At 67.2% G+C, this 25,571-nt stretch carries 21 protein-coding genes; 17 read left to right on the top strand and 4 right to left on the bottom strand.

The window, feature by feature from the left end; all coding sequences use genetic code 11:
* Nucleotides 1–104: 104 nt before the first annotated feature.
* From D1832_RS02945 to mnhG, 6 genes are read left to right on the top strand one after another with little or no spacing between them, the layout of a single operon-like run.
* Nucleotides 105–2,975: a Na+/H+ antiporter subunit A gene (locus D1832_RS02945; RefSeq protein ID WP_118912542.1), complete on the top strand. Its 2,871-nt coding sequence runs from the start codon at nt 105–107 to the stop codon at nt 2,973–2,975.
* Nucleotides 2,972–3,409, top strand: coding sequence for a Na(+)/H(+) antiporter subunit C (locus tag D1832_RS02940; RefSeq protein ID WP_047312668.1), 438 nt, complete (start codon nt 2,972–2,974; stop codon nt 3,407–3,409). The genes D1832_RS02945 and D1832_RS02940 overlap by 4 nt, the downstream gene beginning before the upstream one ends.
* Nucleotides 3,406–5,097 (top strand): Na+/H+ antiporter subunit D, encoded by a 1,692-nt coding sequence (locus D1832_RS02935; protein WP_118912541.1) that lies wholly within the window; start codon nt 3,406–3,408, stop codon nt 5,095–5,097. The genes D1832_RS02940 and D1832_RS02935 overlap by 4 nt, the downstream gene beginning before the upstream one ends.
* Nucleotides 5,094–5,681, top strand: a complete 588-nt coding sequence (locus tag D1832_RS02930) for a Na+/H+ antiporter subunit E (RefSeq protein ID WP_118912540.1) — start codon at nt 5,094–5,096, stop codon at nt 5,679–5,681. Before D1832_RS02935 ends, D1832_RS02930 begins: the two co-directional genes overlap by 4 nt.
* On the top strand, nt 5,678–5,962 hold the full coding sequence (locus D1832_RS02925; protein ID WP_118912539.1) for an MrpF/PhaF family protein: 285 nt from the start codon (nt 5,678–5,680) through the stop codon (nt 5,960–5,962). The genes D1832_RS02930 and D1832_RS02925 overlap by 4 nt, the downstream gene beginning before the upstream one ends.
* Complete coding sequence (gene mnhG, locus D1832_RS02920) at nt 5,959–6,333, top strand: monovalent cation/H(+) antiporter subunit G (protein WP_047312672.1); 375 nt, start codon at nt 5,959–5,961, stop codon at nt 6,331–6,333. Before D1832_RS02925 ends, mnhG begins: the two co-directional genes overlap by 4 nt.
* On the opposite strand, the gene D1832_RS02915 is transcribed toward mnhG, so the two are convergent.
* The gene (locus D1832_RS02915) at nt 6,324–7,316 is read right to left on the bottom strand and encodes an asparaginase (protein WP_118912538.1); all 993 of its coding nucleotides are present in this window, start codon (nt 7,314–7,316) and stop codon (nt 6,324–6,326) included. The genes mnhG and D1832_RS02915 overlap by 10 nt on opposite strands.
* Before the next feature lie 96 nt (nt 7,317–7,412).
* On the opposite strand from D1832_RS02915, the gene D1832_RS02910 reads away from it, so the two are divergent.
* Entirely contained in the window at nt 7,413–7,814 is a 402-nt protein-coding gene (locus D1832_RS02910; RefSeq protein ID WP_118912537.1) for a YchJ family protein, read from the top strand.
* On the opposite strand, the gene D1832_RS02905 is transcribed toward D1832_RS02910, so the two are convergent.
* A complete protein-coding gene (locus D1832_RS02905) occupies nt 7,787–8,596 on the bottom strand; it encodes a GNAT family N-acetyltransferase (RefSeq protein ID WP_118912536.1) in 810 nt (269 codons plus the stop codon). The genes D1832_RS02910 and D1832_RS02905 overlap by 28 nt on opposite strands.
* Nucleotides 8,597–8,896: 300 nt before the next feature.
* Here D1832_RS02905 and aspS point away from each other — a divergent pair, with 300 nt between their 5' ends.
* Nucleotides 8,897–10,720, top strand: coding sequence for an aspartate--tRNA ligase (gene aspS / locus D1832_RS02900; RefSeq protein ID WP_118912535.1), 1,824 nt, complete (start codon nt 8,897–8,899; stop codon nt 10,718–10,720).
* 72 nt (nt 10,721–10,792) lie between these two features.
* Nucleotides 10,793–11,392: an HAD-IA family hydrolase gene (locus D1832_RS02895; RefSeq protein ID WP_118912534.1), complete on the top strand. Its 600-nt coding sequence runs from the start codon at nt 10,793–10,795 to the stop codon at nt 11,390–11,392.
* 60 nt (nt 11,393–11,452) lie between these two features.
* Here D1832_RS02895 and D1832_RS02890 read toward each other — a convergent pair whose 3' ends face one another.
* Both D1832_RS02890 and D1832_RS15255 read right to left on the bottom strand, forming a co-directional pair.
* Nucleotides 11,453–13,630, bottom strand: coding sequence for an MMPL family transporter (locus tag D1832_RS02890; RefSeq protein WP_182434632.1), 2,178 nt, complete (start codon nt 13,628–13,630; stop codon nt 11,453–11,455).
* Nucleotides 13,627–14,199 (bottom strand): PH domain-containing protein, encoded by a 573-nt coding sequence (locus D1832_RS15255; RefSeq protein WP_182434631.1) that lies wholly within the window; start codon nt 14,197–14,199, stop codon nt 13,627–13,629. The genes D1832_RS02890 and D1832_RS15255 overlap by 4 nt, the downstream gene beginning before the upstream one ends.
* Nucleotides 14,200–14,273: 74 nt before the next feature.
* Between D1832_RS15255 and D1832_RS02885 the strand changes: the two genes are divergently transcribed.
* The 8 genes from D1832_RS02885 to alaS all read left to right on the top strand — a co-directional run bounded on the left by D1832_RS02885 (nt 14,274) and on the right by alaS (nt 25,555).
* Nucleotides 14,274–15,635, top strand: a complete 1,362-nt coding sequence (locus D1832_RS02885) for a replication-associated recombination protein A (protein WP_118912532.1) — start codon at nt 14,274–14,276, stop codon at nt 15,633–15,635.
* Between the two features lie 253 nt (nt 15,636–15,888).
* Nucleotides 15,889–16,878, top strand: coding sequence for an ABC transporter permease (locus D1832_RS02880; protein WP_118912531.1), 990 nt, complete (start codon nt 15,889–15,891; stop codon nt 16,876–16,878).
* An 84-nt stretch (nt 16,879–16,962) separates the two neighbouring features.
* The gene (locus tag D1832_RS02875) at nt 16,963–18,678 is read left to right on the top strand and encodes an ABC transporter substrate-binding protein (RefSeq protein ID WP_241510830.1); all 1,716 of its coding nucleotides are present in this window, start codon (nt 16,963–16,965) and stop codon (nt 18,676–18,678) included.
* A 125-nt stretch (nt 18,679–18,803) separates the two neighbouring features.
* Nucleotides 18,804–19,820: an ABC transporter permease gene (locus tag D1832_RS02870; RefSeq protein ID WP_118912529.1), complete on the top strand. Its 1,017-nt coding sequence runs from the start codon at nt 18,804–18,806 to the stop codon at nt 19,818–19,820.
* Nucleotides 19,821–19,831: 11 nt separating this feature from the next.
* Complete coding sequence (locus D1832_RS02865; RefSeq protein WP_241510829.1) at nt 19,832–21,160, top strand: ABC transporter ATP-binding protein; 1,329 nt, start codon at nt 19,832–19,834, stop codon at nt 21,158–21,160.
* Nucleotides 21,157–22,203 carry an ABC transporter ATP-binding protein gene (locus D1832_RS02860; RefSeq protein WP_118912528.1) on the top strand — a complete coding sequence of 349 codons (1,047 nt, stop codon included), beginning with the start codon at nt 21,157–21,159 and terminating at the stop codon, nt 22,201–22,203. Before D1832_RS02865 ends, D1832_RS02860 begins: the two co-directional genes overlap by 4 nt.
* A gap of 153 nt (nt 22,204–22,356) precedes the next feature.
* A complete protein-coding gene (locus tag D1832_RS02855) occupies nt 22,357–22,734 on the top strand; it encodes a DUF948 domain-containing protein (protein ID WP_118912527.1) in 378 nt (125 codons plus the stop codon).
* A gap of 106 nt (nt 22,735–22,840) precedes the next feature.
* A complete protein-coding gene (gene alaS / locus D1832_RS02850) occupies nt 22,841–25,555 on the top strand; it encodes an alanine--tRNA ligase (RefSeq protein WP_118912526.1) in 2,715 nt (904 codons plus the stop codon).
* Nucleotides 25,556–25,571 lie beyond the last annotated feature (16 nt).

Raw genomic sequence — 25,571 nt, 5'->3', positions numbered from 1 at the left:
TGAGTGCGGCCCGCCTGGCCGCGGTTCCTCGCATCCCGACCCAAGAAGTCCCTTCCGCTCCACCCACCCGCCGGCCCTCCCGAACGTCGTCTCGAGGTTCTCGCGTGATCCTTCTCATCTCCGTTCATCTCCTGGCTGCGCTCGCCGCGCCGGCGATGGCGCTTGCCCTCGGGCGCAAGGTCTTCATGGCCCTTGCGATCGTGCCGCTCGCCACCTTCGTCTGGGCCGTGCTCAATGCGCCGGGCGCCGCCCCCGTCACCCAGACCGTCTCGTGGATTCCCTCACTCGGAACCGATCTGGCGTTCCGGATGGGTGCCCTGCAGTGGCTGCTTACCCTCGTTGTGGCCGGCGTGGGTGCCCTCGTCCTCTTCTACTGCGCCTCCTACTTCCATGACGACGACCGTGTCGGCTCGTTCGCGGCCACCTTCATCGCGTTCGCCGGTTCGATGCTCGGCCTCGTCCTGGCCGACGACCTGCTCATGGTCTACGTCTTCTGGGAGATGACGACGGTCTTCTCCTACCTGCTCATCGGTTACGACATGACCAAGCGCTCGGCGCGCCTGGCAGCCATGCAAGCGCTGATCGTCACGACGTTCGGCGGGCTCGCGATGCTCGTCGGCATGCTCATGCTCGGTCACCTCGCCGGCACGATGCGTATCTCCAAGATCCTCGCCGACCCGCCGGCTGCCAGCGGTCTGTTGACGGCGGCCGTGATGCTCGTGCTCGTCGGCGCTCTGAGCAAGTCGGCCATCGTGCCGTTCCACTTCTGGTTGCCCGGTGCCATGTCGGCCCCGACCCCGGTGAGTGCCTACCTGCACGCCGCCTCGATGGTGAAGGCGGGCGTCTACCTCGTGGCCCTGCTCGCCCCGGCGTTCGCGGGTGTGCCCGGCTGGCGCGCCGGCATCCTCACCCTCGGTGTGCTCACCATGCTCGTCGGCGGCTGGCGTTCACTCGTGCAGTGCGACGTCAAGCTGATCCTCGCCTACGGCACCGTGAGCCAGTTGGGGTTCCTCCTCGTCGTCCTCAGTGTCGGCACCCGCGCGGCGGCTCTGGCCGGTGTGGCGTTGCTCCTGGCCCACGCGCTGTTCAAGTCCTGCTTGTTCCTCGTCGTCGGCATCATCGACCACAACGCTGGAAACCGTGACCTGCGCACCCTCTCGGGCCTCGGGCGCCGTTCGCCGGTGCTGTTCGCCGCGGCCGCGATCGCCGGCGCATCGATGGTCGGCTTCCCGCCCCTACTGGGCTTCGTGGCCAAGGAGAGCGTTCTCACCGCCCTCGTCGACGTGACGGCCGGTGGCGACGGAACCGGCCTCGGACCGGTGGCGGCCTGGACCGTGCTCGTCGGAGTCGTCGTGGGTTCGATCATCACCACGGCGTACACGTTGCGATTCCTGTGGGGCGCTTTCGCCGACAAGCCTGGCGTCGAGGCCACGGACTTCAAGACTCCCAGCCCCGCTTTCCTCGCCTCACCCGTCGTCCTCGCCGTCCTCAGCATCGGCGTCGCGTTCTTCGGCGGGCCGCTGACAAAGTCGCTCGAGGGGTACACCCACCAGTTCCCGCCGGGGGCCCACGAGGCGAAGCTGGCTCTCTGGCACGGGCTCGGCCTTCCGCTCGGACTGTCGGTCCTCGCCCTGGTCAGTGGTGCGCTCATGTTCGTCGCGCGCCGCCCCATCGCTCATGCGCAGACGAAGGTCGCCCAGCCGTGGAGTGCGCAGCGCGCCTACCTGTCGCTCATGCACGGCGTCGACCGCCTCTCCGTCGAGGTCACCGGTTTCATGCAGCGTGGTTCGGTGAGCGCCTACCTCGCGGTGACGCTGGTCGTCCTTCTCGCGTTCCCCGGTGTCGCCATGCTCATGGCGTGGACGCCCGACGTCCAGGTCCACGTGTGGGACACGCCGGCCCAGGCGGCGGCCGGACTCGTCGTCGTCCTCGCGGCCATCATGACGGCCCGCGCGCGTCGGCGCCTTCGCGCTGCGCTGCTCGTCGGTGTGACGGGGTACGGCTGCGCCGTCCTCTTCGTCCTGCAGGGCGCACCCGACCTCGCCCTCACCCAAGTGCTCGTCGAGACGGCCAGCGTCATCGCCTTCGTGCTCGTCCTGCGCCGTCTGCCCACCTACTTCACCGATCGGCCGCTGTCGGCGCAGCGTTACGTGCGCGCCCTGCTCGGCCTCGCCGTCGGTGCAGCGGTCGCAGGCATCATGATCGTCGCGACGAACGCCCGCACCGCGCAGCCCGTCTCCGTCGGCTTCCCCGAGGCGAGCGTCGACTTCGGCGGCGGCAAGAACATCGTCAGCGTCACCCTCGTCGACATCCGTGCGTGGGACACGATGGGGGAGATCTCCGTGCTCGTGGCAGCGGCCACCGGTGTGGCGAGCCTGCTCTTCATCGGAACGCGCCGCTCAACGATTCGCCGCGTCGGGGACCTGCCCCAGCACCACGCGGCGGAACCGAAGACGGGCGGCTCGTGGCTCTCCGGGCCGAGCACACTCGCGCCGGAGAAGCGTTCCATCATCTTCGAGGTCGTCACGCGTCTCGTGTTCCCGGCCATGGTCATGGTCGGTGTGTACCTGCTGTTCGCAGGCCACAACTTCACCGGTGGCGGGTTCGCCGGCGGCATCGTCACGGGGCTAGCCCTCGTCGTGCGCTACCTCGCGGGAGGCCGCTACGAGCTCGACGAGGCTGCGCCGATCGACGCGGGCACACTCCTGGGCGTTGGTCTCGTCATCGCGGCGGGCTCGGGCCTCGCGCCTCTGGCGTTCGGCGGCGCTGTGCTGGAGAGCTACCAGTACGACGTCCACCTACCGCTCCTCGGTGACCACCACCTCGTGACGTCGCTGTTCTTCGACATCGGTGTCTACCTCGTCGTCGTCGGGCTCATCCTCGATCTGCTGCGCACGTTCGGTTCGCGGATCGACCGTCAGATCATCTCCGAGGAACGCGACAACGACGCCACGAACGCGGAGGTGGCTCGATGAGCGCGAACCTGACCCTCATCATCACGGCGGCGAGCCTCATCGGCGTCAGTGTCTACCTGCTGCTCGAGCGCAGCCTGACGCGCGTCCTCGTCGGGCTGCTCATGCTCGGCAACGGGGTGAACCTTCTGTTCATGGTCGCTGCGGGGCCCTCGGGGCATCCGCCGGTCGCCGGCAAGGTGTCGGCCGAGGACATGACCGACCCGCTTCCGCAGGCACTCGTCCTCACCGCCATCGTCATCGCTCTCGGTACGACGGCGTTCGCCCTGGCCATGGCCTACCGCAGTTGGCAGCTCAACGGGCACGACGACGTCCAGGACGACGTCGAGGACGCCGCGATCCGTCGTCGCGCCCTGCGTGACGAGGCCTCCGACAGCTACGACCTCACGACCGGTGGTCCGGACGACGACGACTCCGCACCCGAGGAGAAGGCATGAATGACGTCGTCCCCCTTCCCGTTCTGCTGCCGCTGTTCGGCTGCGGCGCCGCACTGATGTTCTCGCGTCGCCCCCGGGTACAGCGCGCCATCACGGTGAGCGTCCTCGTCGCCGTCGTGGCCATTGCCTCGATGCTCCTCGTCGCCGCCGACCGGCACGGACCGCAGGTCGCGTGGCTCGGTTCGTGGCCGCGGCCCCTCGGCCTGGCACTCGTGGCCGACCGCGTGTCGGCGCTCATGCTGCTCGTGTCGGCCATCGTCACCCTCGCGGTCCTCGTGTACTCGTTGGCCCAGGGCGGCGCGAGCGAGGACGACGAGAGCACTCCGGTCTCGATCTATCACCCGACGTTCATGGTGCTCGTCGCCGGCGTCTCGAACGCCTTCCTCGCGGGTGACCTGTTCAACCTGTTCGTCAGCTTCGAGATGCTGCTCTTCGCGAGCTATGTCCTGCTCACCCTCGGTGGTACCGAGAGCCGGATCCGGGCGGGCACGATCTACGTCGTCATCAACATGGTGTCGTCGGCGTTGTTCCTCATCGCCATCGCAGCGGTTTACGCCGCGACGGGGTCGCTCAACTTCGCGCAGCTCTCCGAGCGCCTCGGCGACCTGCCGGACGGCGTGGCCCTCACGTTGCAACTGCTGCTGCTCACGGTATTCGCCATCAAGGCCGCTGTGTTCCCGCTGTCGTTCTGGCTCCCGGACAGCTACCCGACGGCGCCCGCGCCGGTGACGGCCGTCTTCGCCGGCTTGCTGACGAAGGTGGGTGTCTACGCCATCCTGCGCACCCAGACACTGCTGTTCCCCGACAGCCCGCTGTCGAACCTGCTGCTGTGGACGGCGTTCGCCACGATGCTCGTCGGCATCCTCGGCGCGGTCGCGCAGTCGGACGTCAAGCGAATGCTCTCGTTCACGCTCGTCAGTCACATCGGCTACATGATCCTGGGCATCGCTCTCGGTTCGGCCGAGGGCCTCGCGGGGGCCACGCTCTACGTCGTGCACCACATCACGATCCAGACCGTGCTGTTCCTCGTCGTGGGGCTCATCGAATACCGCACGGGAACAACGAGCCTGCTGCGCCTCGGCGGCTTGGCGAAGACCGCGCCGTTCATCGCGATCCTCTTCTTCATTCCGGCGATGAACCTCGCGGGCATCCCGCCGCTGTCGGGCTACCTCGGCAAGATCGGACTCCTGCAGGCGGCCGTCGCAGACGGCTCGACCACGGCATACGTCCTCGTCGGCGGCGCCGTCGTGACGAGCCTTCTCACGCTCTACGCTATGGCGAAGGCGTGGGCGCTCGCCTTCTGGCGCAGTGAGGAACAGGCGCGCGAAATGTCCAAGGCGCTCAACGAGGCAGCGGCCGAACACGACGAGCCGTCCCTTCGACACATCACGAAGCGGGCCGTCGAGAAGAACGCCAGTGAGGCGGACCGGGTCATGCCGACGGACGTCGCGCTCGCTGCCGGCGCGACGGAGGGGGACGAAGAGGTGGACGACCTCTACGACAAACCGCTCCACGCCCGTGAAGGCGCGACTCCGCGCACGCTCATGTGGCCGACGACGGCGCTCGTCGCCTTCTCGATCGCGCTCACCGTCGTGGCTGGACCGCTATTCGGCCTCACCGAACGTGCCTCTGTCGACATGAAGGCGCGTACGCCGTACGTCAACGCGGTGTTGGGAGACGACCGATGAGTGATCGACAGTCGCCGTCCGGGCGTCGTCGCCGAGTGCGCTCGGTCTGGCCCTCCATGGTGCCGCTGGCCGTCGTGTGGTGTCTGCTCTGGGGCGAGTTCAGCCTGTTCAACATCCTCGCGGGCGCGCTCGTAGGTGCCGTCGTCGTCATCGCTTTCCCGATGCCGCCGTTGCACCTGCATCTGCGGCCGCGCCCCGTGGCTCTGGCCGTGCTCGTCGGAAAGTTCGTCGTCGACGTCGTCGTCTCGAGCGTGCGGGTCGCGTGGACGACCCTTCGCCCCGGGGCGTCCTCGCTGACGAACGCCATCGTGCGGGTGGAACTCGCGACGCCGTCGGACTTCGTCCTCACGGTGGTCGCGCAGATGACCTCGCTCATCCCCGGAAGCATCGTCGTCGACGTCCACCGCGCGCGGCACACGCTCTACCTGCACGTCCTCGACGTGAACAGTGCCGAGGAAGCAGACGAGTTCCGCAAGCGGGTGCTCGAGCAGGAAGAGCGGGTGGTCGCCGCCATCGGTGGGTACGCCCACGACATCGACGAACGGAGCGACCGACCGGTCCGTGAGGGAGGAACCAAGCGATGAACACCGTCTACCTGGTGTGCGTGGTCGTCCTCACGGCTGCAGCCGTGCTCACGCTCGCCCGCGTCACGATGGGCCCGACGATGCTCGACCGCAGCGTCGCGCTCGACGTGCTCATCTCGATCGTCATCTGTGGCCTCGCAGTTGAAGCCGCGTGGAACCAGCACCTGTTCACCCTGCCAACCCTCCTCGTGCTCGCGCTGCTCGGTTTCACCGGTTCGGTTTCCGTGGCGCGCTACATCCGAGGGTTCGACGACATCGAGGACGAGGAGGACGGAGCATGACCACGTTCTTCGACGTCGTTGCCGCCATCTGCATGATCACGGGCTCGCTGCTGGCGCTCGTGGCCGCGATCGGGCAGGTCCGGATGCCGGATCTGCTCAGCCGCACTCACCCCGCGACGAAGCCTCAGGTGTTGGGGCTCGGCCTCGTGCTGCTCGGCGTCGCGCTGCGGCTGCGTGAGCCGGAAGCTTTCGGGCTGCTCGCCCTGGTCATCATCTTCCAGCTCGTCACCTCACCGGTCGCGAGCCACATGATCGGGCGTGCCGCGGTGCGTACCGACAACCGCGGGGAAGAACGCCTCGTCGTGGACGAGCTGTCCGAGGACCGCCCGCAGGGGCGAGCCGACGAAGGGGACGTTCCGGATCAGCGGTAGCCGCCGTGCCGACGCACGGCTGCTTCGATCTGCTCACGGTCTGTGCCCGCGGCCAGTAGCACGCTGACGAGCAGGCGCGCCTTGAGGGCATCGAGATAGCCGCCCATGACGACGCCGCGCTGCTGGAGATCGACCTCCGCCCCGACGGCGCCGTACGTCTCGACGAGGGCCGGGCCGGAGTGCGTACGGCTCGTCATGATGACGGGCATGCGCTCGGCGATGGCGCCGACCGCCTCGGCCCACCACCCCGGAACGTGGCCTGCGCCGAAGCCGGCCAGGACGAGGGCATCGGCACCGTCAGCGACGGCCTCCAGCGTGCGGACCGACTGCCCGAAGCCGGCCACGAGGACGGGTACCTCGACGTCCATCGTCGTCACGTTCGACACGTCGGCGCCGAGCGCAGAGCGCGCGCCCGGCGGAGAGAAGAAGTGGACGTGCCCCTCGAGCACGCGACCGGCGGGGCCGGTGTTGGGGGAGCGGAAGGTCGAGATGGACGCGGTGTCCGACTTGGTGACGTGGCGCGCCGCGTGGATCTCGTCGGCGAAGACGACGCAGGCACCCCTTTCGCGCGCCTCGGGGGAAGCTGCGACACGCACGGCCGCGAGGAGGTTCGCTGCGCCGTCGGCGCCGGCCATCGTCGGGTTTCGCATGGCGCCTGTGGCGACGAAGGGTCGCGGGTCGTCCCAGAGAAGATCAAGCAGGTAGGCCGCCTCTTCGAGGGTGTCGGTTCCCTGAACGAGAACGAATCCGCCAGCATCGCTCGATCGGGCGCGCTCGAAAACCGTGAGCAGGTGAGTGTAGGTGAGTGAGCCGCTTTGTTCGCGAGCGACCTGCTCGGCCGTGACCTCGGCGTCCACCTGATCGAGGCCTGGAACGGCGGCGAGCAGGTCGTCTCCGCTCAGCGTCGGCCGTACCGAGTGACCGTCCGCGGAGGACATGCTGATCGTGCCGCCGAGGAAGTACATCGTCACCCGTGCCGTCATGGGCGTCAGGGTACTGGCCCGTGCCGCGGCCCATCGATGGGGCCGGGTCAGCCGGCCCGAACAACACGACCGGGCAGGACAACTAGGCTCGAACGCATGAATGCCGAGGAGCTATGCCCCTGCGGTGGCTTCGCCGCCGAGACCTCGTACGCGCGTTGCTGCGCACCCTTCGTCGACGACGGTGAGCCCGCCCCGACGTGCGAACAGCTCATGCGATCGCGGTACACGGCGTTCGCCCGTCGGGACGCCGACCACCTGTGGCGGACATGGCACCCGCGTACCCGCCCGGAGCAGGTGGCCGACCTCGACGGCGTGACGTGGTTGGGTCTCGAGGTGCTGGGCACCGAAGCAGGAGGGCCTGACGACAGCGAAGGCACCGTCGACTTCGCCGCCCATTTCCGTACGGACACGGGGGAGCGAGGCGCCGTTCGCGAACACTCACGCTTCGCTCGCCGCGGCGGGCGCTGGTTCTACGTCGACGGCGACGAACTCGGCTGACTCGCGAGAGCGACAACTCGCTCCTGGCCGAGGTCGACGAACCCGACCCGCGTGAGGATCGGGGCGCTCGTCGTCACCCGCCCCTTGACGACGGCATGTGCATACCCGAGTTCGTGTGCGCGCCGAAGACGGGCGAGAAGGTTCGCGCGGTAGGCCCCGCGCCCGCGCGCCGCCTTCGTCGACGATCCTCCCCACAGGAGAACGAGGCGATCGTCGGGGTAGAACGTCATGCCGCCGGAGGCAGCCGGTCGGCCGTCGAGCACCGTGACGAAGACGCCGCCGCGCCCCTGGTCGTACTCCTCCTGGCACGCCCGAGCCCTCACGTCGGGGTCCTCGTCGTTCGGGGTCTCGTTCTCGAACGCCTCATCGCTCACGGCATCCCAGGCCTTCACGAGGTCGGGTGTGGTGACGGGCTCGGTGGACACGTCGTCCGGCACCGGTACGTCCGGCACGCCCTCGCTCAGATCGAGTGCGAGCACGGACAACGTCTCGGCCACGTGCCCGCCCCGCTCGAGGAGCCTGGGCTCGAGTGAAGGGTTCGGGGTGGCGCTGCTCAGGCCGCAGAACCACACCGTGTCGCGGCTCCACGAGCACACCTGCGCCAGGGCGGCGTCGATGACGTCGTCGGCGGGGGAGCGCGAGGTGAGGCGGTGGGCCTGGCAGTGCTGCTGCAGCCACATCGGGTACTTCACCAGGGTGAAGGCGTCGGTGCGAACCACCTCCGCGAAGTCGGGCTCCCACACGATGGCCGCAGCGGCCCGGCGCACTACGTCGACGTCCATGACGCCAGACTAGGCCGGGCGGAATCACGGGTGCGGCCATCGCCGCGCGTCACCTAGAATGGGAAGCGTTGTTCGTGGTGGCGTGACGACCCACCGGAGCCTCTTCGAAAGCTCGGCGAACAGCACGCGCGTCCGGCGACACCGACGAGAGGCCGAAGCTCTTTCGGCGAAGGTGTGGTGGCACCGCGACCTGGCCCCCGCCCACACCTCCCGGGCTGCCCCCACGTGGGCGCACCCAGTCGCAGCTATCGCGAACATCTTTCGGGTGAACCCGTCGTGGACCGACCCGAAAGGAAGATCATGCTTCGAACCCACGAAGCCGGAACCCTGCGCCAGTCGAACGTCGGTGACACCGTCACCCTCACCGGCTGGGTGGCCAAGCGACGCGACCACGGTGGCGTCGCCTTCGTCGACCTGCGTGACGCCTCGGGCGTCGTCCAGGTCGTCGCGCGCGACGAGGTGCTCACCGGCGCCGCGCACGGCCTGCGCTCCGAGTACTGCATCAAGGTGACCGGCAAGGTCACCGCCCGCGAGGCGAAGGACGTCAACCCGAACCTGCCGACCGGTGAGGTCGACGTCGTTGCCGACGAGATCGAGGTTCTTTCCGAGGCCGCGGCTTTGCCGTTCCAGATCGACGAGCGCATCACCGTCGGCGAAGAGGCGCGCCTCAAGTACCGCTACCTCGACCTGCGCCGTCAGGCTCCTGGCGACGCGATCCGTCTGCGCTCGAAGGTGTCGCAGGCCGCGCGTTCCGTGCTCGGCGAGCGCGACTTCGTCGAGATCGAGACCCCGACGCTCACCCGTTCCACGCCCGAGGGCGCTCGCGACTTCCTCGTGCCCGCACGCCTCGCGCCGGGCAGCTGGTACGCCCTGCCGCAGAGCCCGCAGCTGTTCAAGCAGCTGCTCATGGTGGCCGGCATGGAGCGCTACTACCAGATCGCGCGCTGTTACCGCGACGAGGACTTCCGCGCCGACCGTCAGCCCGAGTTCACGCAGCTCGACATCGAGATGAGCTTCGTCGAGCAGGACGACGTCATCGAGCTCGGTGAGTCGATCGCCAAGGCGGTGTGGAAGACGATCGGTGTCGACCTGCCGACGCCGTTCCCGCGCATGACGTACGCCGACGCCATGGCGAAGTACGGCTCGGACAAGCCCGACCTGCGCTTCGGCAATGAGCTCACCGACTGCACCGAGTTCTTTTCCGACACGACGTTCCGCGTGTTCCAGGCCGAGTACGTCGGCGCCGTCGTCATGCCGGGTGGCGCGAGCCAGCCGCGTCGACAGCTCGACGCGTGGCAGGAGTGGGCCAAGCAGCGCGGCGCCAAGGGTCTTGCGTATGTCCTCGTCGCCGAGGACGGTTCGCTCACCGGCCCCGTGGCGAAGAACCTCTCCGAGACCGAGACGTCCGGCTTGGCCGAGCACGTCGGCGCGAAGCCGGGCGACTGCATCTTCTTCGCCGCCGGCGCCACGAAGGCCTCGCGGGCTCTGCTCGGTGCGGCGCGCCTCGAGATCGGCAAGCGCTGCGAGCTCATCGACGAGAACGCGTGGAGCTTCCTGTGGGTCGTCGACGCGCCTCTGTTCGAGCCGGCCGCGGACGCCGTCGCCTCGGGTGACGTGGCCGTCGGTGCGGGTAAGTGGACCGCCGTGCACCACGCCTTCACCATGCCGAAGGCCGAGTACCTCGACACGTTCGAAGCGAACCCGGGCGAGGCGCTCGCCTACGCCTACGACATGGTGTGCAACGGCAACGAGATCGGCGGCGGGTCGATCCGTATCCACCGCCGCGACATCCAGGAGCGCGTGTTCAAGGTCATGGGCCTGTCGCAGGAGGACGCACAGGAGAAGTTCGGCTTCCTCCTCGAGGCCTTCAGCTTCGGCGCCCCGCCGCACGGCGGTATCGCGTTCGGCTGGGACCGCATCGTGTCGCTGCTCGCGGGTGTCGACTCGATCCGTGAGGTCATCGCCTTCCCGAAGAGCGGTGGCGGTTACGACCCGCTGACGGCCGCGCCCGCCCCGATCACTGCGCAGCAGCGCAAGGAGGCCGGCATCGACGCGAAGCCCGAGCCGAAGAAGGACGCAGCTTCCCCGGCCGCACCGGACGAGGTTTCGCCCACGCAGTCCTGATCGACGGCTGTGCCCCGTCATCCCCTGTGGGTGGCGGGGCACGCCGCTTTTCCGGGCGATAGTTTGGGTCGCATGACTTCATCCCCGCAAGCTGTCCTTCTCGACGCCGACGGCGTGCTGCAGCACCCGTCCCACGACTGGGAGGCCGCCTTGGCCGACGTCGGGGGAGCGGCCTTCCCCGCGGCCGTCTTCGAGCACGAGCGGCCCGCCATGCGCGGGGAGATGACGATGCGTGAGGCGCTCCTCGCCGCGGCGCAGGCGGTCGGCAGCGACATCGATGTCGACGACACCCTGACGCTGTGGGGACGCTTCGACCTCGACGAGGAGGCTCTGTCCGTGGTCGACGAGCTACGCGCGCTCGGGTACCGGTGCTACCTCACGACCAACCAGCAGGACGTCCGGGTTGCGGCAATGCGTGAACGCTACGCGAACCGCCTCGACGGCTACTTCTTCTCCTGCGAGGTGGGAGAAGCCAAACCGGCGGGGCAGTACTTCGTCCGCGTCCTCGAGACCCTCGGCCTGCAGCCGGGTGACTGCGTCTTCGTCGACGACTCACCGGCCAACGTCCGCTCCGCGTCCGGCGTGGGTCTGCGCTCGCACCTCGTGGACGCGAGCCACAACGTCGCGAGCCTTCGAGCTGCACTGCGCAATGAAGGGCTCCTGCCCGACTGATTTCCGCCAACGCACCACCCGATGAGTCCGCATCGCGACTCATCTGGTGGTTTCCGTCGGTCAGTGAGTGAGGCCGAACCTGGCGTGCCAGCGCTTGAGGAACGCCGGCGCCCACCAGTTCCACCGGCCCATGAGCGTCATCGTCGCGGGGACGAGGATCATGCGCACGAGCGTCGCATCGAGCGCGATCGACAGCGCGAGTCCGACGCCGAGCTGCTTGACGACGATCATCTTGGCCGCGGCGAAGCCGAGCATGACGATGATCATGAGCAGAGCGGCGCTCGTCACGATCCGGCCGCATCGCTGGATGCCGACGGCCACGGCTCGCGCGTCGTCGTCGCCCTGTTCGTGCGCCTCGACGATGCGTGACAGGAGGAAGACCTCGTAGTCCATGGCGAGGCCGAACCCGAACGCCAAGAGAATGACGGGCACGGTGGATTCGACGGCGTCGTTGCTCGTGTAGCCGAGCAGGGTTTCGAAGTGCCCGTTCTGGAAGATCCACGTCATGGCGCCGAGGCTCGCTGCCAGTGACAGCGCGTTGAAGATCAATGCCTTGAGCGGGAGCACGAGCGAACCGGTCATGAGGAAGAGCAGGATGAGCGTCGCGAGTGCGACGACGAGTGCCACGAGTGGAGCGCGGGCGGTAATGGCCTTGCTGTAGTCGTCGAGCTTCGCCTGTTGACCCGTGACCCAAGTGTCGAACTCGGGGCGGTCTGAGCGCAGGGCATCGACGACGTCGCCGGTTCGCCCGTTGGAGGGCGTCGCACCGGCGACGCGAACACCGACTGCGACATAACCGTCGCCGAGATCGCGCGTCGGGTTGATGCCGCTCACGTGCTCAACCTTCGCAACGTCCCGTGTGGCCCAGGCGGTCGCGGTCGCGACGTCGGTCTTCGCGACGACGGTGACCGCGGGCTCGGCGAGCGCGGGGAAGTCCTCGCGCAAATCGGCGAGAAGCACCCGCTGCGTGTCCTCCTTGGGCAGCATCGTGCCGGTGGAACTGACCTGGCGCAGGCCGGCGAGGGGAGTGGCGAGCAGCACGAGCACGGCCACGACAGCGGCGATGGAGACCCAGATGTGACGTTGCACCCCGTGGGCGAGCGAGGCGAAACGACCCGTGTCCGCGTCCGGCACGACACGCTTGCGAGCGAGTCGCCGCGCCGCGAGGCGGGCGCATGCGGGGACGAGGGTGAGGGAAGCAAGGCACGCGACGACAACGACGGACAGGCCTGCGAGACCGACCGCCTTCGTCACCGAGGCCGGGAAGAGGAGCAGACCCGACACGGAGATGGCGACCGTCAGGCCACTGAACAGGACGGTACGTCCCGCTGTGGAGAGGGTGCGAGCCGTCGCGAGATCGAGCTCCGCGTCGCTCAGGTCCCGAGCCTCACGGTCGTCACCACGCACGCGTGACAGTTCCTCGCGGAATCGCCCGACGATGAGCAGGCCGTAGTCGATGGACAGGCCGAGGCCCAGGATCGTCACGATGTTGACGACGGTGGCGTCGAGTTCGGTGAACTGGGCGAATCCGAAGAGGGCGAGCAGGCCACCACCGATGGAGGAGATCGCACCCGCGAGAGGCAGGCCCGCTGCGATGAAGCCGCCGAAGACAATGACCATGACGACGAGGGTCAGCGGGATGGCGATTCCCTCCCCGGTGCGCAGATCCTCCTGGACCTGGTCGGTGATGCGCTTGAGCACCTCGACCGAACCACCGGTGCGGACGGTGCCGGCATCGCCGACGACGGCCTTCGCGCGGCGAGTGACCTCGCTGGAGGCCCTCTCCTGATCGGCCTTGGCCAAACCCGGCTCGAGGTTCGCGACGAAAACGACCGATTGTGGGGCGGACTTCGAGGTGTACACCGCGGCCACGCGCGGATCCCGAGCCGCGGGGGTGAAGGCCGACTCGACGGACCTCGTGCGCGGGGCAGCGTCGATCTCCTTCTGCAGGCGCGGGCCGAGGGAGCGTTGCTCGGATCGGTCGAGACCGTCGATGCGCACGAGGACGCTGCCGCCGGCCTTGTCACCGGTGAGGAGCTTCTCGTTGCCGAAGTGGGACTCACCGGGGACGTACGGCTCCTTCTGCTGCAGTTGCCCGAAGAGTCCGCCCCCGCCGAAGGCTCCGCTCGTGCCGGCGAAAGCGAGCACGACGCCGACGAGCCACGCGAGTGCGATCCACTTCGCGCGACGGGCGACGAAGTGTCCGTAGCGCCCGCCCTGGGAGGTTCGGGTGGTCACGCAAGAATCCCGACGACGACGCAGACAACGGCAAGAACCATGAGTGCGGTCGGGAGCGGGAGGAAACGCACGGACTTGCCCGACGGGGTGCCGGTGGGGTTGTCGACGGTCTCTGCATTGAGGGCCTCGCGCAACGCACGTGACGATGTCGGCAATTCCACCAGGGATCCGGGTTCGGGGCGCCACGAGCCCGCGGCGCCTGAGGTCTGCATGTCACGGTCACTGCGTGCCTTCTGGGAGCCGATTGCCCAGACGGTCGTGCGGCCACCGTCGTTGTCGTGGATGACGAGGCTTCCCCGCGAATCCGTGTGGGAGATGCCCTCCCACGGAAGAGTGACCTCACGCACGACGTTGCTCACGATCACGGCGTCCGCGGTGAAGCGCAGGCTCGGACGCGCCATGACACAGAACGAGAGCGCGGCGAACGCGGCGCCGAAGTACAGCATCGGGCGTCCGCTGTGGGAGAAGGCCCCGGCCACGGCAAGGAGCGCGCCGATGACGACCCCGATCCAGCCGATGTAGACGTTGAAGCGCTGCCTGGTCGCCTTGACCCCGCTCGGTTGGGACATGGTGCATCTCCGCTCTCGTTCTGGCGGCCCAACTCTAGCGGGGTGCTGTCGGGTCCACCTGATTGACTGGGCGCATGAGCGATGACCTGTTCTCGAACCAACTCGACGGTGAACGTCGCGACGGTACGGCAGCCAGCGGGGCCATGGCGCCCTTGGCCGTTCGAATGCGTCCGCGGACGCTCGAGGAAGTGCGTGGGCAGGGTGACGTCCTCAAGCCCGGTTCGCCGCTCCGTCGACTCATCGAAGGTCAATCGGGGGCTGCCGGTCCGGTGAGCGCGATCCTCTGGGGTCCTCCGGGAACAGGGAAAACGACGCTGGCACACATGGCCGCGGGCAGCGCCGACCGACGCTTCGTCGAGCTCTCCGCGATTACCGCCGGCGTGAAGGACGTGAGGCAGGCGATGGAGGAGGCTGGCCGCCACCTCGCGATGTACGGACGCTCGACCGTGCTGTTCCTCGACGAGATCCACCGCTTCTCCAAGGCACAGCAGGACGCGCTCCTGCCGGGAGTGGAGAACCGCACCGTCATCCTCGTCGCGGCCACGACGGAGAACCCCAGCTTCAGCGTCATCGCGCCCCTGTTGTCACGCTCCGTCCTCGTGACGCTCAAGTCGCTGGACGACGAGCAGGTTGCCGCCGTCATCGCCAGTGCCCTCGCCGACGAGCGGGGTTTCGCAGGCGCGTTCACGCTCGCGGACGACGCGCGCGACCATCTCGTGCGCATGGCCGGGGGTGACGCCCGGCGAGCTCTGACGGCACTCGAAGCTGCCGCCGGCGTCACCACGGACGCAGGGGGGAGCGAGATCTCGCTGGCCTCGGTGGAACAGGCCATGGCTGCGGCCGCTGTTCGTTACGACCGTGCCGGCGACCAGCACTACGACGTCTCGTCGGCCCTCATCAAGTCGATGCGCGGTTCGGACGTCGATGCCGCGCTTCACTACCTCGCGCGCATGCTCGAGGCGGGGGAGGACCCGCGCTTCATCGCACGCCGCATCGTCATCGCGGCCAGTGAAGACATCGGTATGGCAGATCCGACGGCTTTGCAGACCGCAGTGGCCGCCATGCACGCCGTGGCGCAGATCGGCATGCCCGAGGCTCGGATCATCCTCGGCCAGGCCGTCGTCCACAACTGTCTCGCTCCGAAGTCGAACGCCGCCTACTCGGCGATCAACGCCGCCATCGCCGATGTCCGTGCCGGGCGCGGAGGCGCCGTGCCACCTCATCTGCGCGGTACCGGCTACGCCGGGGCGACGCAGCTCGGCCACGGGGCCGGATATCGATACACGCACGACGAACCGTCCGGTGTCGGGCCGCAACAGTTTCTGCCCGACGACCTGCTTGCGGACGCGGACTACTACGCCCCCACCTCGCGCGGCTGGGAGGAGCGCCTCGGTGAGCGGTGGCGCTGGCTGCGCACCACGATCCGTGGCCGTTGAGCCTGCAATCTGATGCAGGTCACTGCGTGAGGTTGCGGAAGTGTCGTCCCCGCTGCGCGATTTGTTAACCCTCGTCTCACCGGATGAGAAAGGTAACGATCTGGTGACCTTCGGGTCGTGAGGCTTGAATCATACCTTCCCTGAGGCATGATCTGTGGGTGCGCACAGCGAGGCTCGTTCCCGCACCACGTTTTTCGCGCACGGACAGAAGCGCCCTACAGGGCGCAACAACCGAAAGGGCAGAGCCTTGGCGATGGTCACCGGCGATCCGAACGTCGAGAATTTTTCTCCCGACGGTGCGGAGTCCGAGAGCCCCAAGAAGATCGAAGGGCGTTCGCTTCGGCAGATCGCCCTCGGTCGCCTGAAGAAGGACAAGGGCACCCTCGCAGCCATGATGATCGCGGCGCTGTTCATCCTCTGCGCGATCGCCTCGCCGATCCTCGACCAGATGGGCGTCATCGACCCCTTCACGAACCACCGCGAGTTGATCGACTCCTCGGGTAACCCGAAGGTCGGCATCAGTGGAAGCCACCTGCTGGGGGTTGTTCCCGGTAGCGGCACAGATCTGCTCAGCCGCCTCATGCTGGGTGTGACGTTCTCGGTCATCGTCGGTCTGTGCGCCACGATCGTGGCGATCAGCATCGGTCTCGTGATCGGTCTCATCGCGGGCTTCTCCGGCGGCAAGGTCGACTTCCTGTGCAGCCGTTTGATCGACCTCGTCTTGTGTTTCCCGCAGACGCTCATGTTGCTCGCTCTTTCGGGAACGCTGGTCGCGCGCCTCGAAGACATCGGAGTTCCGAAGGGCAACGTCGCGGTGGGCCTTTACGTCATTCTCGTCCTGGGCCTGTTCGGATGGCCGACCTTCGCGCGAATCATTCGTGGTCAGGTCATGACCCTGCGCAACCGCGAGTTCGTCGAAGCCGCTCGAAGCCTCGGCGCCACGAACAAGCGTCTGTACTTCACCGAGCTGCTGCCCAACCTGTGGGCCCCGCTGCTCGTGTACTCCACGCTGCTGTTCCCGGTCTTCGTCTCGGCCGAGGCGGCCCTCGGGTTCCTCGGAGTCGGCATCAAGGCGCCCACCCCGACGCTGGGAAACATCATCAACGACTCGGTTGCCTACGCGCAGACCAACGCTCTCTACTTCTTCGCCCCGACCCTGTCTGTTGCTCTGCTGGTGCTGAGCTTCAACCTTGTCGGTGACGGCCTCCGCGACGCCTTGGACCCCAAGGCCGACCGCCACTGACACGTGGCACCCCGTACTCCTGACCAGCAACGGTCAGGCCAGTTGGATCGCCTCGGCGGATCCTGCTTCATCAAGGAGATGACGATGAACAAGAAGTCGTATTCCATCCTCGCCGTGGCGGTGGCTGGTTCGATGGGCCTCGCTGCATGTGGCGGCGGCTCGAGTGACAACAAGTCCGGGGGTTCGGGCGCCGAGGGGTCGGGTGGCACGCTCTACTACCTGACGAAGAAGCCCGCGGAGCACCTCGACCCGCAGCGCATGTACATCGGTCGTGACCTGTCCAACCTGGGTCGCCTGACGTACCGCTCGCTTGTGCAGTTCCCGGTCACGGAGGACAAGGCCAAGGCCGACAAGCCCGTCGCCGACCTCGCTACCGACACGGGCAAGATGTCGGACGGCGGCAAGACGTGGAAGTTCACGATCAAGGACGGCGTCAAGTGGGAGGACGGCAAGGACATCACCTGCGCCGACTTCAAGTACGGCCTGAGCCGCACGTTCGCCACCGACGTCATCACGGGTGGCCCGAACTACGCGATCGGCTTCCTCGACATCCCGAAGAAGGGTGACGCCCCCGCGTACAACGGCCCCTACAAGAAGGAAGGCCAGGCGGAGTTCGACAAGGCCGTCACGTGTGAGGGCAAGACGATCACGTACAAGTTCAACAAGGCGTGGCCGGACTTCAACCTGGCCGTCGCGTCGCTGCGTGCGTTCGACCCGTACCGCAAGGACAAGGACAAGGGCGACAAGAGCAACTACGCCATCTTCTCCAACGGCCCGTACAAGCTGCAGGGCACCTGGAAGAAGGGCACGGGCGGTACGTTCGTGCGCAACGAGCACTACGACGCCAAGACGGACGGCGTCCGCAAGGCCCTCCCGGACAAGATCGAGTTCAAGGAAGGTCTGACGAACGAGATCATCAACCAGCGTCTGATCGCCGACGGTGGCAAGGACAAGTCCGCCATCACGGACCGCTCGATCCCGCCGTCGATGTACGGCCAGATCAAGGGTGACTCGCAGAAGCGCTCGGTCAACGTCGAGTCGCCGTACGTCGACTACCTCGTCCCGAACTTCAACAAGATGAAGAACCTGAAGGTCCGTCAGGCCCTCCTCGCGGCGACGAACCAGGACGCCTGGATCACCGCTGGCGGTGGCGACAAGGCCTTCGCACCCTCGTACTCGATCATCAACCCCGCGCTGACCACCGCCTACGCCAAGAACCCGGCGTTCACGGACGTTCCGAAGGGCAACATCGAGAAGGCGAAGAAGCTCCTCGAGGGCGTTCCGGCGTCCGAGAAGAACATCAAGTTCACCTACTCCGGTGGTACGCCGACCGCTGACAAGCAGGCCGGCGCCATGAAGGACAACTGGGAGAAGGCCGGCTTCAAGGTCACGCTCAACGGTCTGACCGACACGTACTACGACGTCATCCAGAACCCGAAGGCCGACGGCGACGTGTTCTGGGGCGGCTGGGGGGCGGACTGGCCGTCGGCCAGCACCGTCATCCCGGCACTCTTCGACAGCCGCCTCAACCTGACCGAGAAGTCGAACGGCCAGGACTACGGCAACTACAAGTCGGACGAGGTCAACAAGATGATCGACGAGGCGGCCAAGAAGACGTCCGTCGACGAGGCCGGTGAGGTCTACAAGCAGATCGACAAGAAGCTCGGTGAGGACGTTGCGTACATCCCGCTCGAGATCCAGAAGTTCTACTACCTGCGTGGCTCGAAGGTGACGAACTACATCAACAACCCGGCGACCTCGATGTACCCCGACCTGGGTGCCATCGGCGTCTCCAAGTGATCGCCTGATCACCACCTGACCGGCGGGGCATCCACCGATGCCCCGCCGGTTCGCCGGTCGCAGACCGGCATTCGAACTCATCCTGTTCCCCGTTCGAGAGGACAGCCCGCGAGGGCCGGAAGCTCATGGTTGCCTACGTCATCCGCCGAATCTTCTCGGGTCTGATCATGCTCCTCATGGTCACGCTCGTGACGTTCGTGCTCTTCTTCGCCGCCGGCAAGGACCCGGCCCGTCAGACCTGCGGCAAGAACTGCACGCCGCAGCTCATCGAGCAGAACCGCAAGGCCCTCGGGTACGACAAGCCGGTTCTCGTTCAGTGGGGTGACTTCGTCAAGGGCACAGTCGCCGGGCGCGAGTTCCCCGACGACCCCGAACTGAAGGCGAAGGCGCCGGAGACGATCGCCGAGTGCGAGGCTCCTTGCCTCGGCTACTCCCCGTTGGCAAGTCAGAGCGTGACGGACGCGGTGAAGGAAGCGTTCCCCATCTCGTTCTCCATCGCCATCGTCGCGTTCACGTTGGTGATAGTCCTGGGGGTCGGGTTCGGCATCGTCGCGGCTTTGACGAACGGGACGTTCGTCGACAAATCCGTCGTCGGTACCGCTCTGTTCTTCTACTCCTTCCCGACCTTCGCGATGGGGCTTCTGCTCTACCAGTTCGTCGCACTCAAGTGGGGCCTGGTCGAAGTGCCCGAGTACGTCACGATCGAAGCAGGCGGGCTCCTGGGCTGGTTCAAGGGTTTGCTGCTCCCGGCGCTCACCCTGGCGCTGTTCACGGCCGCCGGATATGTCCGTATGACGCGTGCCTATGTACTCGAGACCATGAGCGAGGACTACTTGCGTACGGCCAAGGCCAAGGGTCTGGCCAAGGGCAAGATCCTGTGGAAGCACACGATGCGTGCTGCCGTCACCCCGATCATGACGATGGCCGGTATCGACTTCGCCGTCCTGGTCGGCGGTGCACCGATCACGGAATCGGTCTTCAACTACGACGGTCTGGGCAAGCTGGTCGTCAACTCGACGCTCGTTCCGGACCTGCCCATGAACGTCGGTATTGTCGTCGTCCTGTCGACGCTCGTCATCGTGATGAACATCGTCGTCGACGTGCTCTACGCGGTCGTCGACCCGCGCGTGAAGCTGGGATGAGGGAGAACCGCATGTTTGACAAGCTCAAGAAGAACTCCGGCGGTTCGACGCCCAACTCGAACGCCCGTCATCTCGGCAGTGACTCACGGAGCGTCACCGACAAGGTCGGGGACGCGGCCGAGGCCGCAGTGTCGAAGGCCGGGGACGCTGTCGCCACCGCCGCTGCCAAGGTGGGCGCCGGTGACGCCAAGCACGCACAGGAGCGCTTCACCGCTTCGGCTGAGAAGCCCGGTAAGAAGGTCGTCGACAAGTCCGGCCGTCCGCTGCTGTCGGTGCGCGACCTCAAGGTCCACTGGCCGACCGACGACGGTGTCGTCAAGTCGGTCGACGGTGTGAGCTTCGACCTCTACGAGGGCCAGACCCTTGGCATCGTCGGTGAGTCCGGTTCGGGCAAGTCGGTCACGAGTACGACAATCCTCGGTCTGAACCGCGGAACCAACGCGCAGATCAGTGGCCAGATCGACTTCGACGGTGACGACCTGCTCACCATCCAGGAGGAGCGCCTTCGCGAGCTGCGCGGCCAGAAGATGTCGATGATCTTCCAGGACCCGCTCTCGGCGCTGCACCCGTACTACACGGTCGGCGCGCAGATCATCGAGGCGTACAAGGTTCACCACCCGAAGGCCTCGAAGAAGGAAGCTCGCGAGCACACCATCGACATGCTCGCCCGTGTCGGCATCCCGTCCCCGCAGAAGCGCGTCGACCAGTACCCGCACGAGTTCTCCGGCGGTATGCGTCAGCGCGCGATGACGGCCATGGCACTCGTCAACGACCCCAAGCTGCTCATCGCGGACGAGCCCACCACGGCACTCGATGTGACCGTGCAGGCCCAGATCCTCGACCTCATGCTGGACCTCCAGCAGGAGTTCAAGTCGGCGATCATCATCATCACGCACGATCTGGGCGTCGTCGCCGATGTCGCCGACGACCTGCTCGTCATGTATGCCGGACGACCCGTCGAGCGCGGTGATGTGTACGACACCTTCGCGAAGCCGCAGCACCCGTACACCGTCGGACTGCTCAACTCGATGCCGCGCCTCGACGAGGCACGCCGCGAGAAGCTCGACCCGATCCCCGGTAACCCTCCGTCGCTCATCAGCCTGCCCAAGGGCTGCTCGTTCGCTCCCCGCTGCGCCTTCAGGCATCTCGTTCCTGGCAACCGGTGCGACACCGAGATGCCCGACCTGTACTCCTTCGGTGATCAGGAAGCCCGCTGCTTCCTCACGGCCGAGCAGAAGGCCGAGCACATGGAGCCGGCGCAGGCCCGCACCATGGACACGCCCGCCGCCGCTGGACCCGTCGAGGCCCACGGCGCCACCAAGCTGGGAGATGACGCATGACCACCCCCGCACAGGAGAACACCGTCGAGGGCGCCAAGCAGGTCGCCGTCGGTGAAGAGGTGCTGCGTGTCCGCGGCCTTCAGAAGCACTTCCCGCAGAAGAAGGCGGGCCTCATCCGTCGCCCCGACAACCCCGTCAAGGCCGTCGACGGCATCGACCTCGTCGTCCACCGCGGCGAGACCGTCGGTCTCGTGGGCGAGTCGGGTTGTGGAAAGTCGACGGCCGGCCGCACGATGCTCAAGCTCCTCGAACCCACAGGCGGCACCATCGAGTTCGCCGGTGAGGACATCACCAACTTCAAGGGCGGCGATCTGCGTCGCATCCGCCGTGAGTTGCAGATGGTCTTCCAGGACCCGCACGGCTCGCTCAACCCGCGTCACACGGTCGGCAAGATCATCGCCGCTCCGTTCGACATCCAGGGCGTCAAGCCCGAGGGGGGTGTGAAGAACGCGGTTCAGGAGCTCATGGAGCGCGTCGGTCTCAACCCCGAGCACTACAACCGCTACCCGCACGAGTTCTCGGGTGGTCAGCGTCAGCGCATCGGTGTGGCGCGAGCCATCGCGCTCAAGCCCCAGGTCATCGTCTGCGACGAGCCGGTGTCGGCGCTCGACGTGTCGATCCAGGCTCAGGTCGTCAACCTGCTGGAGGAGATCCAGGAGAGCGACAAGATGGCGTACGTCTTCGTCGCACACGACCTGTCCGTCGTGCGTCACATCTCCGACCGCGTCATCGTCATGTACCTGGGCAAGGTGATGGAGGACGCGGATCGCGACACGCTCTACGAGCGGCCGCAGCACCCGTACACGCACGCGTTGCTCTCGGCGGTGCCGATTCCTGATCCGACGCTCAAGGGCAAGCGTGAGCGCATCCTGCTCAAGGGCGACCTGCCCAGCCCGCAGAACCCGCCGTCGGGTTGCGTGTTCCGCACGCGTTGCCCCAAGGCTCAGGACCTGTGCGCCCAGGTCGAGCCCGAGGCCACCGAGGTGGCGCCGGGCCACCGCGTCGCCTGCCACTTCCCGGAGGTTCGCACCGACGTCGTGTGACGTGGGGTCGATCGGTCAGTGCCGCGCGGCCACATCGGTGGCCGACTCAGCTCAGTAGGTTTGCGCACTGTGCGCGTCCAGCCCTCCCGCTCCCGCGCGGGAGGGCTGTGACGTGTGCGGTCATAATGGGCGCAGTAGAAGGGGTGTGACGAGATGAGCGTTTCCGTGGGTGAGATCGCCGGGTTCATTGCGGCGGTGGCGTTCGCCGTACTCGTGTGGCGCCTCGGCGGCGTCATCAACAAGGCCGGCGCCGTTCTCGACGAGGCCAGCGCCGCTGTGCGGAAGGTGAGCGACGAGACCCTGCCGCTCATCACCGAGATGACGAACACCGTTACCGCGACGAACGGCCAGATCGAACGACTCGACGCCATCACCGCCAACCTTGCGACCATGTCCAACAACCTCAACGCGCTGACCTCGCTCACCGTGGCAACCGTCGGTCGGCCGATGCTCAAGGTCGCTTCGGTGGGCTACGGCATCAAGCAGGCGATGAGCGGGAAGACCTCAGGGAGCGTGACGAAGCAGCGTTGACCCGCTGCGCCTCGCGACCCGCGCCGGTGGGGGCACTCGAACTCCCGTCGCGCATGGGATGATGGCGGACGCACACCCGTACGACACCTACCAGTGAGGGCGATTGATGGAAACCGCCGAGATCCGGCGCCGTTGGCTGCAGTTCTTCGAGAGCAAGGGCCACACGGTCGTGCCGAGCGCCCCGCTCATCTACGACGATCCGAACCTGTTGTTCGTCAACGCGGGCATGGTGCCCTTCAAGCCGTACTTCCTCGGCCAGCAGACGCCCACGTTCACGCGTGCCACGAGCGTCCAGAAGTGTGTTCGCACCGGTGACATCGAAGAGGTCGGCAAGACGAGCCGTCACGGCACGTTCTTCCAGATGAACGGCAACTTCAGTTTCGGCGACTACTTCAAGGAAGACGCCGTCAAGTTCGCCTGGGAACTGCTGACGACCGACCAGAGCGCCGGCGGCTACGGACTCGATGCCGAGCGCCTGTGGCCGACGGTGTACGAGACCGACGACGAGGCCTTCGAGATCTGGAAGAACGTCGTGGGCGTCGACGAGAAGCGCATCACGCGCCGTGACGCCAACGACAACTACTGGAGCATGGGCGTGCCCGGGCCCGGTGGCCCCTGCTCGGAGATCTTCTTCGACCGCGGCGCCGAGTACGGCACCGAGGGCGGCCCGGCGGTCGACGAGGACCGCTACATGGAGATCTGGAACCTCGTCTTCATGCAGTACGAACTGTCGCAGGTGCGTAGCAAGGCTGACTTCGACGTCGCCGGCGAACTGCCGAAGCGCAACATCGACACGGGCATGGGTCTGGAGCGCATGGCGTCGCTGCTGCAGGGCGTCGACAACCTCTACGAGATCGACGAGGTCTACCCCGTCCTCGACATGGCGGCCGAGATGACCGGCAAGCGCTACGGCGCGCACTCGGGCCAGTCGTCGGCCAGCAGCCACCCCGACGACGTGCACCTGCGGGTGGTCGCCGACCACGTGCGCAGTTCGCTCATGCTCATCGGTGACGGCGTCACGCCCGGCAACGAAGGGCGCGGCTACGTGCTGCGCCGCATGCTGCGCCGCGCCGTGCGCGCGATGCGCCTGCTCGGCTACGCCGACCCGGCCCTGCCGCACCTGTTCCCGATCTCGATGGAGCGCATGTCGCAGTCGTACCCGGAACTGAAGACGGACTTCGCGCGCATCTCACAGATCGCCTACGCCGAGGAAGAGGCGTTCCGCCGCACGCTCGTACAGGGCACGACGATCCTCGACACTGCGGTGAACAAGGCCAAGCAGGCGACGTCGAGCGAAGGCTCCGGTGCTGCGCCGGTGCTGTCAGGGGAGAAGGCCTTCAGCCTCCACGACACGTACGGCTTCCCGATCGACCTCACGCTCGAGATGGCGGCCGAACAGGGCGTCAGCGTCGATGAGCAGGGCTTCCGTCGCCTCATGACCGAGCAGCGCGAGCGTGCCAAGGCCGATGCCAAGGCGAAGAAGACCGGTCACGGTGACGTCGCCGTGTGGACGCAGCTGCGCGAGCAGGGCGCGACGGAGTTCCTCGCCTACCAGGGCCTCGAGGCCGAGGCGACCGTGCGCGGTCTCGTCTCCGGCGGTACGGCTGTCGAGGAGCTCGAGCCGGGCCAGAACGGTCAGATCGTGCTCGACCGCACGTCGTTCTACGCCGAGTCCGGTGGTCAGATCGCCGACGAGGGCATCATCGTCACACCCGGTGGCCGACTCAAGGTCATCGACGTGCAGCGCCCGGTCAAGGGCCTCATCGCGCACACCGTCGAGGTGCTCGACGGCCCCGTGCGCGTCGGCGAGGGTGTGCAGACGAAGGTCGACCCCGAGTGGCGAATCTCCGCGTGCCAGGCGCACTCGGGCACGCACGTCGTGCACGCTGCCCTGCGCGAGGTGCTCGGCCCGTCCGCGCTCCAGAGCGGCTCGTACAACAAGCCCGGCTACCTGCGTCTGGACTTCGCGTGGAACTCGGCGCTCTCGCCCGAGACCCGCAGCGAGATCGAAGAGGTGGCGAACCTCGCGGTGCGCCGCGACCTGCCGGTTTCCGCGCAGTACATGACGCTGCCCGAGGCCAAGAAGTGGGGCGCGCTGGCCCTCTTCGGCGAGACCTACGACGAGCAGGTGCGCGTCGTCGAGATCGGCGGCCCCTGGTCGCGTGAACTCTGCGGTGGTACGCACGTCGCCCACAGCTCGCAGGTGGGTGCACTGTCCCTCACGGGCGAGTCGTCGGTCGGTTCCGGAGTGCGGCGCCTCGAGGCCTTCGTCGGCATCGACGCCCTGCGTTACCTCGCCAAGGAGCGTGCTCTCGTCGCCGACCTCACGTCGATGACGAAGGCGCAGCCAGGTGAGCTCAAGGAGAAGATCTCCGAGATGCTCACCCGCATCAAGGACGCCGAGCGCGAGATCAGCCGCCTCAAGCAGCAGCAGATGGCCGCCGCGGCCGGCTCGCTCGTCGAGAACGCGAAGGACGTCTTCGGCGTCCGTTTCGTCTCGCATCACGACGAGTCGCTCGACGGTGACTCGGCTCGCACCCTCGCCATGGACCTACGCTCGAAGCTCGGTGACTCGTCGCCGGCCGTCGTCGCCGTCGGTGGTGTGAGCAAGGGCCGTCCGGTCGTCGTCGTGGCGACGAACGCCCCTGCACGCGAGTGGCGCGTCAAGGCCGGTGACCTCGTCAAGGTAGCGGCCGGTGTCCTCGGCGGCGGTGGCGGCGGCAAGCCGGATCTCGCCCAGGGCGGTGGCCAGGACGCCTCCAAGCTCGGCGAGGCGCTCGCCGAGGTCGAGCACACCGTCGGCCGCACGGTCACGAACTGATACGGGCGGGGTGGCC

This window comes from Dermacoccus abyssi (assembly GCF_003515945.1).
Taxonomy (GTDB): domain Bacteria; phylum Actinomycetota; class Actinomycetes; order Actinomycetales; family Dermatophilaceae; genus Dermacoccus; species Dermacoccus abyssi.
The sequence above is the reverse complement of the archived record's forward strand: the minus strand, read 5'-3'. Positions and strand labels throughout refer to the sequence as shown.

What these genes read in the sequence shown, in the direction of transcription:
- D1832_RS02930 (WP_118912540.1), top strand. Translation starts at nt 5,094, where the DNA reads ATGAGTGATCGACAGTCGCCGTCCGGGCGTCGTCGCCGAGTGCGCTCG.
- D1832_RS02935 (WP_118912541.1), top strand. Translation starts at nt 3,406, where the DNA reads ATGAATGACGTCGTCCCCCTTCCCGTTCTGCTGCCGCTGTTCGGCTGC.
- D1832_RS02905 (WP_118912536.1), bottom strand. Translation starts at nt 8,596, where the DNA reads ATGGACGTCGACGTAGTGCGCCGGGCCGCTGCGGCCATCGTGTGGGAG.
- D1832_RS02855 (WP_118912527.1), top strand. Translation starts at nt 22,357, where the DNA reads ATGAGCGTTTCCGTGGGTGAGATCGCCGGGTTCATTGCGGCGGTGGCG.
- D1832_RS02875 (WP_241510830.1), top strand. Translation starts at nt 16,963, where the DNA reads ATGAACAAGAAGTCGTATTCCATCCTCGCCGTGGCGGTGGCTGGTTCG.
- D1832_RS02940 (WP_047312668.1), top strand. Translation starts at nt 2,972, where the DNA reads ATGAGCGCGAACCTGACCCTCATCATCACGGCGGCGAGCCTCATCGGC.
- alaS (WP_118912526.1), top strand. Translation starts at nt 22,841, where the DNA reads ATGGAAACCGCCGAGATCCGGCGCCGTTGGCTGCAGTTCTTCGAGAGC.
- D1832_RS02910 (WP_118912537.1), top strand. Translation starts at nt 7,413, where the DNA reads ATGAATGCCGAGGAGCTATGCCCCTGCGGTGGCTTCGCCGCCGAGACC.
- mnhG (WP_047312672.1), top strand. Translation starts at nt 5,959, where the DNA reads ATGACCACGTTCTTCGACGTCGTTGCCGCCATCTGCATGATCACGGGC.
- D1832_RS15255 (WP_182434631.1), bottom strand. Translation starts at nt 14,199, where the DNA reads ATGTCCCAACCGAGCGGGGTCAAGGCGACCAGGCAGCGCTTCAACGTC.
- D1832_RS02865 (WP_241510829.1), top strand. Translation starts at nt 19,832, where the DNA reads ATGTTTGACAAGCTCAAGAAGAACTCCGGCGGTTCGACGCCCAACTCG.
- D1832_RS02915 (WP_118912538.1), bottom strand. Translation starts at nt 7,316, where the DNA reads ATGACGGCACGGGTGACGATGTACTTCCTCGGCGGCACGATCAGCATG.
- aspS (WP_118912535.1), top strand. Translation starts at nt 8,897, where the DNA reads ATGCTTCGAACCCACGAAGCCGGAACCCTGCGCCAGTCGAACGTCGGT.
- D1832_RS02870 (WP_118912529.1), top strand. Translation starts at nt 18,804, where the DNA reads ATGGTTGCCTACGTCATCCGCCGAATCTTCTCGGGTCTGATCATGCTC.
- D1832_RS02860 (WP_118912528.1), top strand. Translation starts at nt 21,157, where the DNA reads ATGACCACCCCCGCACAGGAGAACACCGTCGAGGGCGCCAAGCAGGTC.
- D1832_RS02895 (WP_118912534.1), top strand. Translation starts at nt 10,793, where the DNA reads ATGACTTCATCCCCGCAAGCTGTCCTTCTCGACGCCGACGGCGTGCTG.
- D1832_RS02885 (WP_118912532.1), top strand. Translation starts at nt 14,274, where the DNA reads ATGAGCGATGACCTGTTCTCGAACCAACTCGACGGTGAACGTCGCGAC.
- D1832_RS02925 (WP_118912539.1), top strand. Translation starts at nt 5,678, where the DNA reads ATGAACACCGTCTACCTGGTGTGCGTGGTCGTCCTCACGGCTGCAGCC.
- D1832_RS02880 (WP_118912531.1), top strand. Translation starts at nt 15,889, where the DNA reads ATGGTCACCGGCGATCCGAACGTCGAGAATTTTTCTCCCGACGGTGCG.